General features: G+C 75.4%; 17 protein-coding genes. 11 read left to right on the forward strand and 6 right to left on the reverse strand.

What is annotated here, in order from left to right; genetic code table 11:
• Nucleotides 1-129: 129 nt before the first annotated feature.
• The gene (locus tag ACI794_RS06455; protein ID WP_456615927.1) at nucleotides 130-1,041 is read left to right on the forward strand and encodes an NADPH:quinone oxidoreductase family protein; all 912 of its coding nucleotides are present in this window, start codon (nucleotides 130-132) and stop codon (nucleotides 1,039-1,041) included.
• A 52-nt stretch (nucleotides 1,042-1,093) separates the two neighbouring features.
• Here the strand turns inward: ACI794_RS06455 and ACI794_RS06460 are convergent, their stop codons facing one another.
• Nucleotides 1,094-1,297, reverse strand: a complete 204-nt coding sequence (locus ACI794_RS06460; RefSeq protein WP_091934805.1) for a DUF5703 family protein — start codon at nucleotides 1,295-1,297, stop codon at nucleotides 1,094-1,096.
• A gap of 133 nt (nucleotides 1,298-1,430) precedes the next feature.
• Between ACI794_RS06460 and ACI794_RS06465 the strand changes: the two genes are divergently transcribed.
• The 3 genes from ACI794_RS06465 (at nucleotide 1,431) to ACI794_RS06475 (ending at nucleotide 3,148) form a co-directional block, all read left to right on the forward strand.
• The gene (locus ACI794_RS06465) at nucleotides 1,431-1,703 is read left to right on the forward strand and encodes a hypothetical protein (RefSeq protein WP_456615928.1); all 273 of its coding nucleotides are present in this window, start codon (nucleotides 1,431-1,433) and stop codon (nucleotides 1,701-1,703) included.
• A gap of 257 nt (nucleotides 1,704-1,960) precedes the next feature.
• Nucleotides 1,961-2,266, forward strand: coding sequence for a hypothetical protein (locus tag ACI794_RS06470; protein WP_456615929.1), 306 nt, complete (start codon nucleotides 1,961-1,963; stop codon nucleotides 2,264-2,266).
• A gap of 78 nt (nucleotides 2,267-2,344) precedes the next feature.
• On the forward strand, nucleotides 2,345-3,148 hold the full coding sequence (locus tag ACI794_RS06475; protein ID WP_456615930.1) for a DUF2470 domain-containing protein: 804 nt from the start codon (nucleotides 2,345-2,347) through the stop codon (nucleotides 3,146-3,148).
• On the opposite strand, the gene ACI794_RS06480 is transcribed toward ACI794_RS06475, so the two are convergent.
• Nucleotides 3,145-5,097, reverse strand: a complete 1,953-nt coding sequence (locus tag ACI794_RS06480) for an AAA family ATPase (RefSeq protein WP_456615931.1) — start codon at nucleotides 5,095-5,097, stop codon at nucleotides 3,145-3,147. The two genes, ACI794_RS06475 and ACI794_RS06480, sit on opposite strands and share 4 nt — an antisense overlap.
• Nucleotides 5,094-6,074: an aldo/keto reductase gene (locus ACI794_RS06485; RefSeq protein WP_456615932.1), complete on the reverse strand. Its 981-nt coding sequence runs from the start codon at nucleotides 6,072-6,074 to the stop codon at nucleotides 5,094-5,096. Before ACI794_RS06485 ends, ACI794_RS06480 begins: the two co-directional genes overlap by 4 nt.
• A 161-nt stretch (nucleotides 6,075-6,235) precedes the next feature.
• On the opposite strand from ACI794_RS06485, the gene ACI794_RS06490 reads away from it, so the two are divergent.
• On the forward strand, nucleotides 6,236-7,102 hold the full coding sequence (locus ACI794_RS06490) for an undecaprenyl-diphosphate phosphatase (RefSeq protein WP_456601655.1): 867 nt from the start codon (nucleotides 6,236-6,238) through the stop codon (nucleotides 7,100-7,102).
• 54 nt (nucleotides 7,103-7,156) lie between these two features.
• On the opposite strand, the gene ACI794_RS06495 is transcribed toward ACI794_RS06490, so the two are convergent.
• On the reverse strand, nucleotides 7,157-8,716 hold the full coding sequence (locus tag ACI794_RS06495; RefSeq protein ID WP_456615933.1) for an AMIN-like domain-containing (lipo)protein: 1,560 nt from the start codon (nucleotides 8,714-8,716) through the stop codon (nucleotides 7,157-7,159).
• Nucleotides 8,717-8,911: 195 nt separating this feature from the next.
• On the opposite strand from ACI794_RS06495, the gene ACI794_RS06500 reads away from it, so the two are divergent.
• The 4 genes from ACI794_RS06500 (at nucleotide 8,912) to ACI794_RS06515 (ending at nucleotide 11,506) form a co-directional block, all read left to right on the forward strand.
• Nucleotides 8,912-9,610, forward strand: coding sequence for a histidine phosphatase family protein (locus ACI794_RS06500; RefSeq protein ID WP_456581391.1), 699 nt, complete (start codon nucleotides 8,912-8,914; stop codon nucleotides 9,608-9,610).
• 70 nt (nucleotides 9,611-9,680) lie between these two features.
• A complete protein-coding gene (locus ACI794_RS06505) occupies nucleotides 9,681-10,232 on the forward strand; it encodes a DUF3090 family protein (protein ID WP_456601652.1) in 552 nt (183 codons plus the stop codon).
• Nucleotides 10,202-10,981, forward strand: a complete 780-nt coding sequence (locus ACI794_RS06510) for an SCO1664 family protein (protein ID WP_456601651.1) — start codon at nucleotides 10,202-10,204, stop codon at nucleotides 10,979-10,981. Before ACI794_RS06505 ends, ACI794_RS06510 begins: the two co-directional genes overlap by 31 nt.
• A 141-nt stretch (nucleotides 10,982-11,122) precedes the next feature.
• Entirely contained in the window at nucleotides 11,123-11,506 is a 384-nt protein-coding gene (locus tag ACI794_RS06515; protein WP_456601650.1) for a VOC family protein, read from the forward strand.
• 18 nt (nucleotides 11,507-11,524) lie between these two features.
• On the opposite strand, the gene ACI794_RS06520 is transcribed toward ACI794_RS06515, so the two are convergent.
• The gene (locus ACI794_RS06520) at nucleotides 11,525-12,241 is read right to left on the reverse strand and encodes a maleylpyruvate isomerase family mycothiol-dependent enzyme (RefSeq protein WP_456601649.1); all 717 of its coding nucleotides are present in this window, start codon (nucleotides 12,239-12,241) and stop codon (nucleotides 11,525-11,527) included.
• 106 nt (nucleotides 12,242-12,347) lie between these two features.
• Here ACI794_RS06520 and mshC point away from each other — a divergent pair, with 106 nt between their 5' ends.
• Both mshC and ACI794_RS06530 read left to right on the forward strand, forming a co-directional pair.
• A complete protein-coding gene (mshC, locus tag ACI794_RS06525) occupies nucleotides 12,348-13,598 on the forward strand; it encodes a cysteine--1-D-myo-inosityl 2-amino-2-deoxy-alpha-D-glucopyranoside ligase (protein ID WP_456601648.1) in 1,251 nt (416 codons plus the stop codon).
• Nucleotides 13,598-14,683 (forward strand): HD domain-containing protein, encoded by a 1,086-nt coding sequence (locus tag ACI794_RS06530; RefSeq protein ID WP_456601647.1) that lies wholly within the window; start codon nucleotides 13,598-13,600, stop codon nucleotides 14,681-14,683. The genes mshC and ACI794_RS06530 overlap by 1 nt, the downstream gene beginning before the upstream one ends.
• Nucleotides 14,684-14,748: 65 nt before the next feature.
• On the opposite strand, the gene ACI794_RS06535 is transcribed toward ACI794_RS06530, so the two are convergent.
• Nucleotides 14,749-15,618 (reverse strand): PAC2 family protein, encoded by an 870-nt coding sequence (locus ACI794_RS06535; protein WP_456601646.1) that lies wholly within the window; start codon nucleotides 15,616-15,618, stop codon nucleotides 14,749-14,751.
• Between the last annotated feature and the right edge of the window lie 148 nt (nucleotides 15,619-15,766).

The following is a 15,766-nucleotide window of genomic DNA, read 5'->3' on the forward strand; positions in this document are numbered from 1 at the left end:
GCTGCGCACCCTGGCACGGCGGGGCCGCCGGGGCCAAGCGGCCCCCGTGACGACGGTCACCGGTCGTCTGGCAAGGTCGGGCCCATGCGTGCATGGCGGGTACACGAACTCGGTGATCCCTCGAAGGTCATGAGCCTCGACGAGGTCGACCGGCCCACACCGGGCGAGGGCCAGGTGCTGGTCAAGGTGCGGGCGGCGGCCCTGAACTTCCCCGACGTGCTGATGGCCATGGGCATGTACCAGGAGAAGCCGCCGCTGCCCTACACGCCCGGCGTGGAGCTGTGCGGCGAGATCGTCGAGACCGGCCAGCGGGTCATCGGCTCGCCGGCCGGCGGGCCCGGTGCCTTCGCCGAATACGCCCTCATGGACGCCGCGGCCGCCTTCCCCGTGCCCGAGGGCATGACCGACGAGAAGGCCGCCTCGCTCTACCTGACCTACCAGACCGGCTACGTCGGCCTGCACCGCCGCGCGCACCTGCAGGCGGGGGACACTCTGCTCGTCCACGCCGGCGCCGGTGGCGTGGGCACCGCCGCGATCCAGCTGGGCAAGGCCGCCGGGGCGACCGTCATCGCCACCGCGGGCGGGGCGCGCAAGACCGAGGTGTGCACGCAGCTCGGCGCCGACCACGTCATCGACTACACGACCGAGGACTTCGTCCCCATCGTCAAGGAGCTGACCGGCGGCCGCGGCGCCGACGTCGTCTACGACCCGGTGGGCGGCGACGTCTTCGACAAGTCGCGCAAGTGCATCGCCTTCGAGGGGCGGCTGGTCGTCGTCGGGTTCACCAGCGGGCGCATCCCCGACGCACCGGCCAACCACATGCTGGTGAAGAACTACAGCGTCGTCGGGCTGCACTGGGGGCTGTACCGCAAGCACGACCCCTCCGTGTTCACCCAGACCCACGAGCAGCTGGTCCGGCTCTTCGGAGAGGGCAAGGTCGACCCGCTGGTCGGCGAGGTCCTGCCGCTGGACCAGGCCCCGCAGGCGCTGCTCAAGCTCGCCTCCCGCGACACCGTCGGCAAGGTCGTGCTCGTTCCCTGAGCCGGCCGGGCGGGGACCGGGCCTGGCCCGCCACTGCTGAGCGGCGCGCCGCCTAGACCAGCGGCTTGGGCAGGTAGGAGAGGCGGGCGCGGCGGCGCAGGATGACCTTGCGGGTGCCGTCGGCGTGCAGCTGCAGACGGGCAAGCTCCCAGCCGCCGACGTCCGACTGCAGGCTGAGCATCGTGGCGGCCGCGGACCGGGACGTGCCCGGCGGGATGCGCAGCGGCGCGAACTCGTAGTCCCCGGCGGTGTCCATCGCGTCGATTGTGCCCGGCGTTCGCGCCGCGGGCACGTGTTCGTCATCTCCCTCACACCGTCCCGCCCTGCCGGCTGCGCAGGTGGACGGCACGATGGGGGCAGACCGCAGCCGCTTCTCAGGGGAGGACGACGTGACCGAGCCCGGTTTCTCGAGCGACGTGCCCGACGCCGACCGCGCGGAGCAGGAGGCGCCCCTCCAGCCGCCCGCGCCGACCCGCGCGGCCGAGGCGAGCTCGCCCGCCGGAGACGTGCCGGAGGCGGATGCGCTGGAGCAGCAGCTGGCCGCACGCCCCGGCGAGGCCGGCGCCCCGCGCGGTCCGCTGGGTGCGCGCGAGGCCGACGACGCCGACGTCCTGGAGCAGGAGGCCGACGTGCCGCTGGACGACGAGGACCAGCCCGGCTGAGACGGCGCCGCGGCGCCCCGGAGCCGCCCGATCGGACGGCGCCCCGGGCGGCCGCCCAGGACTCCCTGGGACGTGGCTCTCTGCCCCGCCCCGGTGGGCAGAGGGCGACTGTCCGCGGGGCCTCATCGGCCGGACGGGGGCCGGGGGCGCGACGCCCACCCGGCCGGCGGACCGTCGGCCGGGTGAATCGGCCCTCCCGGGCTGCCCCGCGGCCCGCCGGCCACCAGAGTGGGCGGCGGACACCGGGAGGTGGATCGATGACCAGGGACGGCCACGGGTCGGCCGAGGCCGAGGTGCACGCCGCCGCCGAGCGGTGGGCCCGTGCCGCCGGGCACCCCACCCCGGTGCTGGATGCGCCGGGCCCGACCCGGTCGACGGCCACCCGGTTCCTGCGCGGGCTGCTCCTCGGGGTCGCGGTCGGCGCCGTGCTCCTCGTCTCGACCGCGCGGGGCCCCACCGCGGCGCTGTGGGGCCTGCTCGCGCTGGTGGGCGGTGTCCTCGTCGGCCGCATCCTCCAGGACCGGCGGCGTCCGTCGCCGCGCGCGGTCCCGCACCGGTCCTGAGCGCCGAGCGGCGATCACGCACGCTGGCCGGATCCGCTCTCGTTTGGTTAGGCTGCCCTAACTGATCGAGGAGGGGCCATGCCGAGCAGCCCGACCCACCCCGCACCCGAGCGCCGTCCCGAGGCCGACGCGCTGCGCCCGGAGCCGGCCGAGCGCGCCCGCACCATCGCCACCCGGATCGCGGCGACCGTCTGCGCCCCCGCCACCGGCGGCGGCCGGCTGCTGGCGCACACCGTCACGCGCGCCGGGCAGGTGCTGCTCGTCGTCCCCGCCGACGGGGACGTCGCCGCGGCCGTCCGGCAGGCCCCCGACCAGGACCTCTCCGCCCTGCTGTTGGTCAGCGACCACGCGCCCGTGCCGCTGCGCCGGCCGACGAGGGCGCAGCTGTGGCTCTCCGGGTGGGCGACCCCCGTCCGGCCCGAGGACCAGCGCGCCGCCCTGCTGGCCTTCGCCGAGACCCGGCCCACGGAGGCACTGCTCGACGTCGGCCGGAGCGCGCTGCTGCTGCGGCTCGACCTCGCGGAGGTGGTGCTGGGCGAGGGTGGGGCGGGGGTCGACGTGAGCCCCCAGGAGTTCGCCGCAGCGCGCCCGGATCCGCTGGCCGCCGTCGAGGCCGACCACCTGCGCCACCTCGCCGGCGCCCACGCCGACGTCCTCGAGCTGCTCGCCGCCCGGATCCCGCCCGAGGTGGTGGGCCCGGCCGGCGTCGTCCGCCCGCTGGGGCTGGACCGGTTCGGCTTCCGGCTGCGCGTCGAGCGGCCGTACGGGCACACCGACGTGCGCGTCCCCTTCACCCGGCCGCTCGCCTGCGCGGGGCAGCTCGGCGCCGCGGTGGGGCAGCTGCTCTGCGCCGCCCGGGCGGGACGGCGCGGCCACCGCTAGCCGGCGATCTCGCGCAGCAGCTCGGCCAGCCGGGTGCGCCGTGGCCGGACGTCGACGTCGCGCACCGCCCGCGCCAGGGCGGCGCCGCTGGCGTGCACGATCGACAGGTGCCGCTGCGCCCGCGTGAGGGCGGTGTAGACCAGCGGGCGGGACAGCATCCCGCCCGCCTCCGGCGGCAGCACGACGACGACGCCGGGCCACTCGGACCCCTGCGCGCGGTGCACGGTGATCGCCCAGCCGTGGCGCAGGTCGGGGAGCGCGTTGCCGCTCACCGTCACCGGGCCGGAGCTGAAGTCGACGTTCAGCGACCCGTCGCCGGTGCCGGTGACCACGCCCACCTCGCCGTTGGCGAAGCCGGTGGGTTCGAGATCCAGGTGGTTGGCGGTCGCCACGACGCGGTCGCCGACGTCGAAGCCGAAGACGGTCCCGTCACCCGGGTTCAGCTGGGCCTTGAGCGCCTTGTTGAGCTCGATCGTGCCCGCCGGCCCCCGGTGCACCGGGGTGACCACCTGCACCGCGCCCGGATCGATGCCGAGCGCGCGCGGGATCGAGTCGGTGACCAGCTGCACCACCCGCCGGGCGGCCTCGGCGCTGCCGGTGGCCGGCACGACGACGACCTCGCGGTCGGGGGAGTCGACCGGCGGCAGCTCGCCGCCGCGGACCGAAGACGCGAGCCGGGCGATCGCCCCGCCCTCGGCCTGGCGGTAGAGGGTGCTCAGCTCGGTCACGGGGACGACGCCGGAGTCGATCAGGTCGCCGAGCACGTGCCCCGGTCCGATCGAGGGCAGCTGCGCGGGGTCACCGACCAGCAGCAGGTGCGTGCCGTCGGGGCAGGCCTCCAGCAGCGCGGCGGTGAGCTCGACGTCGAGCATCGAGGCCTCGTCGACCACGATCACGTCGGCGTCCAGCGGCCACTCCTCGTTGCGGGAGAACCCGCCGGAGGCGCCTTGCGCGCCGAGCAGCCGGTGCACCGTCACGGCCGGGTGGTCGGTGAGCTCCTCCAGCCGCTTGGCCGCCCGCCCGGTCGGCGCGGCGAGGGCGACGTCGGTGCCCTTGGTCCGCAGCAGTTGCACGATCGCGGCGACGGTGCGGCTCTTGCCGGTGCCCGGGCCGCCGGTCAGCAGGCTGACCCCGGCCGAGAGCACCTGGGCCACGGCCTTCTTCTGCGCCTCGTCGAGCCCCTTCGCCACCGAGCGCACCGACGCGGGGTCGGCGATCCGCTCCGCGGCGGCGGCCAGCCGGGCCACGTTCTCGGCCACCGCCTCCTCGGCCATGCCGTAGCGCGCCAGTGACAGCATCCGCAGCGCCGGGTCCGGCTCGGCCGGCTCGTCCGCGTCCTCGTCGAACTCCGGTTCGGGCGGCTCGTGGTCGAGCACGTCACCGGACTCGACGGCCGCCACGATGGCGGCCGCCGGGTCGGCGATGCCCTCGGCCTGCAGCGCGGCGACGACCAGGTCGACCGGCAGCACGGTGTGCCCGTCGCGGGTCGCCGTCCGCAGGGTGAGCCCCACGATCGCGCGGCCGCGCCGGGCGTCCTGCCGGTCGGCGCCCTTGAGGACGGCGATGGCGAGCCGGTCGGCGTCGCCGAGGGAGACCCCCGAGAGGCCCAGCAGGGCCCACGGGTCGTCCCGCAGGCGGCGGGCGGCGTCCGGGCCGAGCGCGTCGGCGACCCCGGCGGCCAGCTTGGCCGGCAGGCCGGCGCCGACGAGCAGCTCGACCACCTCGTAGGTGGGGGCGGCGGCGAGGAAGCTGGAGAAGAGCCGCTCGGCCCGCTGCCGGCCCACCCGCGGCAGCTTCAGCAGCCTGTCGGCGGTGACGTCGTCGGGGGTGGTGATGCCCGCGGCCGGCAGCTCGGCCGCCGCGCGCTTGCCCAGCCCCGGCCACAGCCCGGCGGTGCAGAAGGCGGCGAAGACCAGGTCCGGGCCGGGGGTCGTCGGGTGCGCGCTCACCGGTCCGACCGGCGATCGGGGTAGCTGAAGTGCGGGGCGGAGACGTCCTCCAGCGCCGTGCGGATCGCCGCGGGCAGCCGGACGGTGTCGGCGTCGAGGGACGCCTGCAGCTGCTGGGCGGTGCGGGCACCCACCACGGGGGCGACGACGCCCGGCCGGTCGCGCACCCAGGCCAGCGCCACGGCGAGCGGCGTCGTCCCCAGCCCCTGGGCGGCGGTGATGACCGCCTCGACGATGCGGTCGGCGGTGGCCGAGCGGAGCCCGTCGATGAACCCCTGCCACTGCGCCGAGGCGCCCCGGGACTCCGACGGCGTGCTGTGCCGGTACTTGCCGGTCAGCAACCCGCGACCCAGGGGGGACCAGGCGAGCACGCCCAGCCCCAGCGCCTCGGCCGCCGGCACGACCTCCCGCTCGACGCCGCGCTGCAGCAGCGAGTACTCGACCTGGGTGCTGACCAGCGGGGTCCGCCCCGGCCAGGCCCGCTGCCAGGTCGCCGCCTGGGCGGTCTGCCAGCCGGTGAAGTTGCTGACGCCGACGTAGCGCGCGCGGCCGGAGGAGACGGCCAGGTCGCAGGCGGCCAGGGTCTCCTCCAGCGGCGTCGTCTCGTCCCAGGCGTGCAGCTGCCAGAGGTCGACGTAGTCCAGGCCCAGCCGCTCCAGCGAGGCGTCCAGCGCCGGGATCAGGTGCCCCCGGGAGGCCCCGCGGCCCATCGGGCCCGGGCCCGTGCGCCCGACGGCCTTGGTGGCCACGAGCACCTGCGACCGCGGCACGACGTCGGCGAGGAGGTGGCCCAGGGTGCGCTCGCTCTCCCCGTCGCAGTAGACGTCGGCGGTGTCGACCAGCGTGCCGCCGGCGTCGACGAAGGCCGTGAGCTGCATGGCGGCCTCGTCCTCGTCGGTGTCGCCGCCCCAGGTCATCGTCCCCAGCGCGAGCCGGGACACGACCAGACCGCTGCGCCCCAACGCCCGTTGCTCCACGACCGGCCAACCTACCGCCGCCGACCGCCCGGCACCCGGGAGCACCGGCCACCCGGGGCGGCGCGCCGGGTGGCGCAGGGGGCGACGCCTAGGGTGGGCACCCGTGCCCGAACGCTGCTGCTCCTGCCCGGCCGCCCGTGTCCCGACCGGGGGGTGCTGACGTGGGCTGGATCGAGGCGGTCGTCCTGGGCATCGTGCAGGGGCTCACCGAGTTCCTGCCGATCTCCTCCAGCGCCCACCTGCGCGTGGTGGGCGAGGCCTTCGGGTGGGGCGACCCGGGCGCGGCGTTCACCGCCATCACCCAGATCGGCACCGAGGCCGCCGTCCTCCTGTACTTCCGCCACGACATCTGGCGGATCGTCACCGCCTGGATCGCGTCGCTCGGCGGCCGCCGCAAGGGCGACCCCGACGCCCGCATGGGCTGGCTGATCATCATCGGCAGCCTGCCGATCGTCGTCCTCGGCCTGCTGTTCCAGGAGGAGATCGAGACGACCTTCCGCGACCTGCGGATCGTCGCGACGGCGCTGATCCTGTTCTCCCTGGTGCTGTTCTGGGCCGACCGCGCCGGGGCCAAGCGGCGGGAGCTCGACCAGCTCACCGTGCCGCACGGCATCGGCTACGGCTTCGCCCAGGCGATGGCGCTCATCCCCGGCGTCTCCCGGTCCGGCGGCACGATCACCGCGGGCCTCTTCCTCGGCTACACCCGGTCGGCGGCGGCGCGCTACTCGTTCCTGCTGGCGGTGCCCGCGGTCCTCGGCTCCGGCTTCTTCCAGACGTACGAGGCGCTCACCGGCGACGTGGAGGGTCCGGGCATCAGCTGGGGGCCGACCATCCTCGCCACGGTCATCGCCTTCGGCATCGGGCTCACGGTGATCGCCTGGCTGCTGCGCTACCTGGACCGGGGCAGCTTCACCCCGTTCGTCGTCTACCGCATCGTGCTGGGGCTGCTCATCCTCCTGCTGGTCTTCACCGGCGTCCTCGACCCCGTGGGGTCCACCGGTATCAGCCCCTCGCCCGCCCCGCGCTGAGCGCCACGGCGACCCGGAACCGGTCGGGCTCCGGGTCGCCGTGGGTGGTGGGGCTCAGGCCTCCGGGGCCGCGTCGAGGTCCAGCGTCTCGATCATCGCGTCCAGCACCGCGACGTTGCGCTCGTAGTCGAACCGGGGCAGCCCCACGGTGTCGGCGACGAGGGTCCGCGGGCCGTTCTCGCCGTCCTCGAGGGCGATGGCGTACCGGGTCGACGGCATGCCCTCCGGCCAGAAGCCCTCCCCGGTGGCGGTGCGCTCGATCCGCACGGCGTCCCGGTCGTCCACGGTCAGCTCGCGGCGCGCCTGCTCACCGGGCTGCCCCTGGGTCACCCGGTCGAAGGGGACCGGCTCGACGGACACGGCGATCGCCGCCACCCGGACGTCGGTGGCGTCGGGCACGTCGAAGTCCTGCGGCGAGAACCGGCTGCAGGAGGGCACGGTCTCCCCGGCGTTGACCGACCAGTCCGACGGATGGTCGATCGCGAAGCCCGCCGGGCTGGTGCAGGTCTCCCCGAGGGTGACGCCGTCGGACGGCTCGCGCGTGAGCACGTCGACGACGATCCGCTGCGGATCCGACAGCCGGGCCACGGCGAACGGGCGCTGCTGGTCCAGGCCGGCGTAGAAGGAGTAGCGCCCCTCGAAGAGGGTGTCGGCGATCAGGGCCTCCAGCGTGCTGGTCCCGGCGATCTCCAGGCGCTCCCGTCCCTCCCACGGCTCGACGCCCTCAGGGGCGTCGGGCGGGAGCAGCAGGTTGGACAGCGTGATCCCCAGCGTCGCGTCGCCGGGGACGTCCAGCGGCAGGCCCGACCCCGCGCTCCTCGGGTCCTCGGTGTAGCCGACCTGGTAGCCGGCCTCGCCGTCGCCGGCGAGCTCGAACACGATCCGGTCGAAGCCGTCGTGGGCGCCCAGCCGGACGTCGGTCAGCACGACCGGCGCGCCGGTGCCCTCGACGTCGACGTCGGCGCTGCCGCCCTCGCCGATCGGGTCCAGGCCGCCGGACCCGCCGTCCCCGCCGGGCTCGTGCAGGACGTCGACGACCAGCCGGGCCGGATCGGAGAGCTCCGCGACGCCGAAGGGCACCTGCTCCTCGAGGCCGATCGTCCAGGCCAGCATCGACTCGAAGTCGCCGGTCTCCACCGCCTCGGTGATCACCTCGCCGCCGGGGGCGGTGATGTGGTCCCGCCCGGTGTAGGTCTCGCGGGGCTCCTCGCCGGAGAGGTCGACGCCGCTGGCCGGGCTGACCCGCACCTCGAGGAAGGCGGAGCCGGCCACCTGCACCTCGCGGCCCGAGCCGTCCTCGGTGATCGGCGGCTCGACGTAGCCCACCCGGTAGCTGGGCACGTCGTCGCCCTCGAACTCGAGGACGAACCGGTCGAACTCCTCGTGCCCGGCGGCGCGCACGTCGGTCAGGTAGACCGGAGAGCCACCGGCCGGGAAGGCGTCATCCTGCACGGTCTCCGTGCCGGGCTCACCGACCGGAGGCAGCGGCGATCCGGCTGCCTGCAGCGTCCCCGGGAGATCCGGGACGACGGTCGGGGGAGGGGCGGGGGTAGCGCCGGCGGTGGTCACCAGCAGGGAGCTGGCGCCCAGCCCGGCGAGCAGCAGTCGCATCATCGCGATCTCGCTTCCGGTCTCGGGTGTCCGGTCCCCTGGGGCCTGCCCACTCGCCCGTGCAGCCGGAACCCGGGTCGGCCTCCCGTCACCGGATCGTCACGTGCGCCGGGCGGGAGGTCCCTCCGTCGACGTTCCGGGGCGCCGCCCGACCCGGCGGACGAGGAGAACGTGCTGGTACCACCTACGCTCGGCGCCGTGACCACCGTCATCCTCCTGCGCCACGGCCGGAGCACCGCGAACACCGGCGGCGTGCTCGCCGGGTGGACGCCCGGTGTCCAGCTCGACGAGACCGGCCAGGCGCAGGCGCGGGCGGTGGGGGAGCGGCTGGCGCCGGTGCCGCTGGCCGCTGTCGTCAGCAGCCCGCTGGAACGCTGCCGGCAGACCGCGGGTGCGGTGCTCGCCGGGCGCGACCTCGAGCCGGCGACCGACGACCGGCTGGGCGAGGCCCGCTACGGCGACTGGACCGGCCGGCCGCTCAAGGAGCTGGCCAAGGAGCCGCTCTGGAAGGTGGTCCAGCAGCACCCCTCGGCCGCCGTCTTCCCCGGGCCGGACGGGGAGGGGCTCGCGCAGACCCAGGCGCGGGCCGTCGCCGCCGTCCGCGAGTGGAACGCCCGGCTCGGCCCCGACGCGGTGTGGCTGGCCTGCAGCCACGGCGACGTCATCAAGGCGATCCTGGCCGACGCCCTGGGGCTGCACCTGGACTCCTTCCAGCGGATCGTCGTCGACCCGGCCTCGATCTCGGTGGTCAGCTACACCGACACCCGACCGTTCGTCGCGCGGGTCAACGACACCGGTGGCGACGTCGCCGCGCTGATCCCGCCACCGCGCAAGGGCCGACGCCGCAAGGCCGCCTCCGACGCCGTCGTCGGCGGTGGGGCGGGCGCGAGCGCCTGACCTCGCGGACCCCTCCGGAGGGTGCGAGGCGTGGGGAGGACGGGGTCCTTCCACCGCGTAACCTGGGCGCGTGCCCCGCCAGGTCCATCTCTTCGATCGCCCCAGCCGGTTCGTCGCAGGGACGGTGGGGCAGCCCGGGGACCGCACCTTCTACCTCCAGGCCAGTGACGACAGCGGCCGCACGGTCAGCGTCGCGCTGGAGAAGACCCAGGTGCAGGTCCTGGCCGAGCGGATGAGCGACCTGCTCGACGAGGTCGCCGGCCGGGCGGGCACGGTGATCCCGCCGGAGGCCGACGTCGACGACCTCGAGCCGCTCACCGCCCCGGTCGACGAGGAGTTCCGCGTCGCCGCGATGGGGCTGGCCTGGGACGGCACCGAGGAGGCCGTCGTCGTCGAGGCGGTCGCCGCCGGTGAGGAGCCGATCGAGGAGGACGCCATCCTCTCCGACAGCGAGGAGGGGCCCGACGCCCTGAGGGTGACCATCACCCCCATGGCCGCGCGCGCCTTCATCGCCCGCGCCCGCCGGGTCGTGGCGGCCGGCCGCCCGTCCTGCCCGCTGTGCTCGCTACCGCTCGACCCGGTGGGCCACGTGTGCCCGCGGCAGAACGGCTACCGCCGCTGAGCGGCGACCCCGCGGAGGACACCGTCCTCCGGCCGCCCGCCGGCGACGAGGAGGCGCGGCGGCTCCTCACCGAGGGCGTCATCGACCTCGAGGGGCGCATGCTCGACGCCTCGAACGTGACTCTGGTCGGCGCCATCCGCGCCGGTGACCTGGTCGCCGAGTGCGTCTACAAGCCGGTCGCGGGGGAGCGGCCGCTGTGGGACTTCCCCGACGGCACCCTCGCCGGGCGGGAGATCTCGGCCTACCTGGTGTCCGAGGCGACCGGCTGGCGGATCGTCCCGCCCACCGTGCTGCGCGAGGGGCCGTTCGGGCCCGGGATGGTGCAGCTGTGGGTGGACGGCGACGAGGAGGTCGACCTCGCCGCCTTCGTCCGCCGCGACGACCCGGCGCTGCGCCGCATGGCCGTCTTCGACGCGGTGGTGAACAACGCCGACCGCAAGGGCGGCCACATCATCCCGATGCCCGGCGGCCACGTGCACGGCATCGACCACGGCATCTGCTTCTCCGTCGACCCCAAGCTGCGCACCCTGCTCTGGGGCTGGGCCGGCAAGCCGCTGACCGCCGAGGCGATCGAGGTGCTGGAGCGGCTCGGCGACGAGCTGCGCGGGGACCTCGGGGACCGGCTGCACGAGCACCTGACCCGCGCCGAGGTGCGCTGCACCCAGCGGCGGGTGGCCGAGCTGCTGCGCACCGGCCGGCACCCCGAGCCGAGCGGGGAGTGGCCGGCCCTGCCCTGGCCGCCGTTCTGAGCACACTGTCGCCCTCCGGGCTCCCACCGCGGCCAGGTGCCGTCCCCCCGTTGCGCAGAGCCGGCCCCTTCGCCGCCTCGGGAGGCCTCCGGCCCCCGCTCGGCGGCTCGCCTCGCAGGGCGGCTCACTACCCTCCGGCGCATGCATCGCAGCCGGCTGTCGATCCTCCTGCTCGACCTCCCGCCGGAGCACCACGCCGCCGGCACCGCCTTCTGGGCCGGCGCCACCGGGCGCACCGCGCAGCCCGATCCCGCCGACGAGAAGTGGGCGTCCCTGGGCTCGTTCGCCGACGGCTGGCACGTGGAGGTCCAGCGGACGGGCGAGGGCACGCCGCCGCGCTGGCACGTCGACGTCGAGACCGACGACATCCCCGCCGAGGTGGCCCGGCTCGAGGCCCTGGGCGCCACCCGGCACCGCGACATGGGCCGGTTCTGGCAGATGCTCGACCCGGCCGGGCTGGTGTTCTGCGTCGTCGGCGTCCAGACAGGCGAAGAGTTCGACCGCCACGCGGTGACCTGGCCGTGAGCCGGAGGCGCCGGCCCCTCAGTCCAGCTTCACGAGGTCGATCATCGCGGCCGCCTGGAGGCCGTCGCCGTCGACGGTGAGCACCTCCAGCGGCACCCGGCGCCACACGGCCAGGAGCAGGTCACCGGCCGTTCCCGTGAGCGCGGCGATCGGGAAGGGCTTCGTGCCGGGGAAGAGGGTGCGCTCGGCATCGGCGTCCACCGCGTGCAGGACTACGGGGTGGGCCTGCTCGGGCGGGCCGTCGGGGAGGGCGCCGGGAACCATGACCTCCAGCCACTCGTCCAGGCCGTCCATCGCCACCGCGGTGGGCACCGGGCGCACGTCGCCGAGCACCTGCTCGACGTCGACGGTGTGCACGGTGGCCTCCTGCAGCTGCCGGCGCAGGACGAACGCCACGTCCTTCTGCGGCGCCCAGGTCCACACGCGCTCCGCGGGGTCGGCCCCGGCCAGCGCCGTCTCCAGCTCCGCGCTCTGCGCCGCCACGTACCCCAGCAGCTCGTCGTCCTCGATCCGTCGCGGCTGGGGGTAGGCCGAGGGGTCCTGGGCACGCGTGCGCACCACCCACGCCCAGAAGTGCTGCACCTCGCCCAGGTGCCGCACCAGGTCGGCGAGCGTCCAGCCGGGGCACCCGGGCACGGGCGCCTGCCACCCGCGGTCCAGGAGCGCCTCGGCCGCGGCGTCGGCGAACCGGGCGTCGACCCGCCGCAGGGCCGGGAGGTACTCGGACAGCTGCATCGCTCCTCCTCGTGGGCCGCTGCGGTGCGCACCCGGCCCTCCGACGTGATGACCCGCACGGACGTGCGGGCGGGGTGCCGTCGGACCACGCCTCTAGGCTCGTGCCGTGCTCTCCTGGCCCGCCCCGCTGCTGCCGACCCTGCCCGGCACCGGCCCCGTCCTCAAGGTCTACGACACCGCCCGCGGCGAGATCGTGGCGACGACGCCGGACCGGACGGCGCGGATGTACGTCTGCGGCATCACCCCCTACGACGCCACGCACCTCGGCCACGCCGCCACCTACCTGGCCTTCGACCTCGTCAACCGGGTGTGGCGGGACGCGGGGCACGCCGTCCACTACGTGCAGAACGTGACCGACATCGACGACCCGTTGCTCGATCGCGCCGAGCGCGACGGCGAGGACTGGATCGTCCTGGCCATGCGCGAGACGGCCCTGTTCCGGGAGGACATGACGGCGCTGCGCGTGCTGCCGCCCGAGGACTACGTGGGTGCCGTCGAGTCGATCCCGCGGATCGTGGCGCACGTCGAGCGGCTGCTCGACGAGGGGCTGGCCTACGTGCTCGACGACGGCACCGGCGACATCTACCACGACGTCGCCCAGGCGCCCGGGTTCGGGACGGAGTCCGGCTACGACGAGGCCACGATGCTGGCGTACTCCGCCGAGCGCGGCGGCGACCCCGACCGGGCAGGCAAGCGCAACCGGCTGGACCCCATGCTGTGGCGTGGCGAGCGCGCCGGAGAGCCGGCGTGGCCCGGCCCGCACGGCCGGCGGGGCCGCCCCGGCTGGCACATCGAGTGCGCCACGATCGCCCTGGACACCATCGGCATGGGCTTCGACGTCCAGGGCGGGGGCAGCGACCTCGTCTTCCCGCACCACGAGTTCTCCGCCGTGCACGCCGAGGCGCTCACCGCCACCAAGCCGTTCGCCCGGGCCTACGTGCACGCGGCGATGATCGGCCTGGACGGCGAGAAGATGAGCAAGAGCCGGGGCAACCTGGTGTTCGTCTCCAAGCTGCGGGGGGAGGGCGTGGACCCCATGGCGATCCGGCTGGCGCTCCTCTCGGGCCACTACCGCACCGATCGGACCTGGACCGGCGACCTCCTCGCCGAGGCCCAGGAGCGGCTGGCGACGTGGCGGCAGGCGGTCGGGCGCGAGGCGGGCGCCCCCGCGGGGCCGGTGCTGCACGGGCTGCGCGAGCGGCTCGCCGACGACCTCGACAGCCCGGGTGCGATCGCGCTGGTCGACGCCTGGGCCGCCCGCACCCTGGCCGGCGGGGACGACCTGGAGGAGCACGCGCCGCAGGTGGTGAGCGACGCCGTCGACGCGCTCCTGGGCGTCGATCTGCAGGAGGCCTGATGACCAGCGCGCCCGGCGGATCCTTCCGGCTGACCGACCGGGCGGCCCGCCAGCGGGCCGAGGAGCAGCTCGCGCCCGCCGCGACCCGGGCGTCGGCCACCCGCGGCCGGGCCCGCCCGGAGCCGGAGGACGCCCTGCGCACCGCTTTCGAGCGCGACCGCGACCGGATCCTGCACGCCAAGGCCTTCCGCCGGCTCAAGCACAAGACGCAGGTCTTCCTCCACCCTGACGGCGACCACTTCGTCACCCGGCTCACGCACACGCTGCAGGTGACGCAGGTGGCGCGCTCGCTGGCCCGGGCGCTGGGGCTCAACGAGACGCTCGCCGAGGCGATCGCGCTCGGCCACGACGTCGGGCACTCGCCGTTCGGCCACATCGGCGAGGACGCCTTCGACCCCTACGTCCCCGGCGGGTGGCACCACGCCGCGCAGGGGGTGCGGATCGTCGAGGTGCTCGAGGACCTCAACCTCACGTGGGAGGTGCGCGACGGCATCCGCGCGCACAGCTGGAAGATCGACCCGCCGCCGGCCACCCGCGAGGCGGAGTGCGTGCGGTACGCCGACCGGATCGGCTACCTGTCCCACGACGCCCTGGATGCCGTGAGGGCGGGGGTGATCCGCGTCGCCGACCTGCCCTCGCGCGCCCTCGCCGTCTTCGGGCAGCCGGGCAGCGAGATGGTCGGCGCGATGATCGACGCCGTCGTCGAGGGCTCGCTGGCCGACGGCGGCCGCGTCGTCATGACGCCGGAGCCGCTCGCGGCGATGCACGAACTGCGGGACTTCCTGTTCGCCCGCGTCTACGCCTCCGACGTCGCCGCCGGGCAGAAGCACCTCGCGATCGACGTCATCCGCCGGCTGGTCGACCACCACCTGGCGCACCCGGAGCTGATCCCGGCCAGCTACCGCGACACCGAGGCCGACCCGCTCACCCAGGTCGTGGACTACGTCTCCGGGATGACCGACCGGTACGCCCTCGCCACGCACGACCGGCTCTTCGATGCCGACGCCTCGGCCCAGATGCGACCGCTGCTGCATGGCGAGCCTCCGGACCGCACCGCGACCAACGGCCGTCCCGGCTGCCGCTGAGCCCCACCGTCGCGACGACGCCGACCCCCTCCGGGGCCCACTCGCCGCGACCATGCCGAGCGGGGTCAGGCGCCGCCGGCGGGGCCTCCGCGGCGGCGGAGGTAGCGCTCGAACTCGCGGGCGATCTGGTCGCCGTTGGCCTGCGAGAGGTCGACCTCGGTGGCGCGCTCCTCCAGCGAGCGCACGTACTCGACCACCTCGGCGTCCTCGCTGGCCATCTCGTCGACCGTCTTCACCCAGTCCTCGGCCTGCTGCGGCAGCACGCCGAGCGGCACGGTGACCTCCAGGACCTCCTCGACCCGCTGGAGGAGCGCGACGGTGGCCCGGGGCGACGGCGGCTGCGACACGTAGTGCGGGACGGCGGCCCAGAAGCTGATCGCCGGGAGGCCGGCCTGCACGCAGGCGTCCTGGAACACGCCCAGGATGCCGGTCGGGCCCTCGTAGCGGGAGGTCTCCAGCCCGTACGCGCGGGCCGACTCGCCGTCGTAGGCGGAGCCGGTGACGGGGGTGGGCCGGGTGTGCGGGGTGTCGGCGAGCAGCGCGCCGAGGGCGACGACGATCGAGGCGTCGAGCTCGTCGAGGATCTCCAGCAGCTCCTCGCAGAAGCTGCGCCAGCGCATGTTCGGCTCGATGCCGCGGATCAGCACGACGTCGCGGTCCAGCCCCTCGGGCCGGGCCACCGAGATGCGGGTGGTCGGCCACTCGATGCGCCGGCTCACCCCGCCCACCAGCGAGACCGTGGGCCGGTTGACCTGGAAGTCGTAGTAGTCCTCGGGGTCCAGTGCCGCCAGCGGCTTCGCGTCCCAGATCAGCTCGAGGTGCTCGACGGCCCCCGTCGCGGCGTCGCCGGCGTCGTTCCAGCCCTCGAACGCCACCACGACCACCGGGTCGGTGAGCTGCGGCAGGTCATCTGCGTCGGGCTTCGGATCGATCACCTCTGCCAGCCTACGTCGATCCCGCCGTCCCGCCCGGCGCACGCCCGCGGTTCTCCCACCGTCGGGTTGCCCGGTCCCCGACGCCCGCTGCAGCTGGGGGGACCCGGGTGCGAGAATGGGCGCCGACATCGGGAACGCCCAGGCCTGG

It is taken from the genome of Blastococcus sp. SYSU DS0541 (assembly GCF_054050875.1).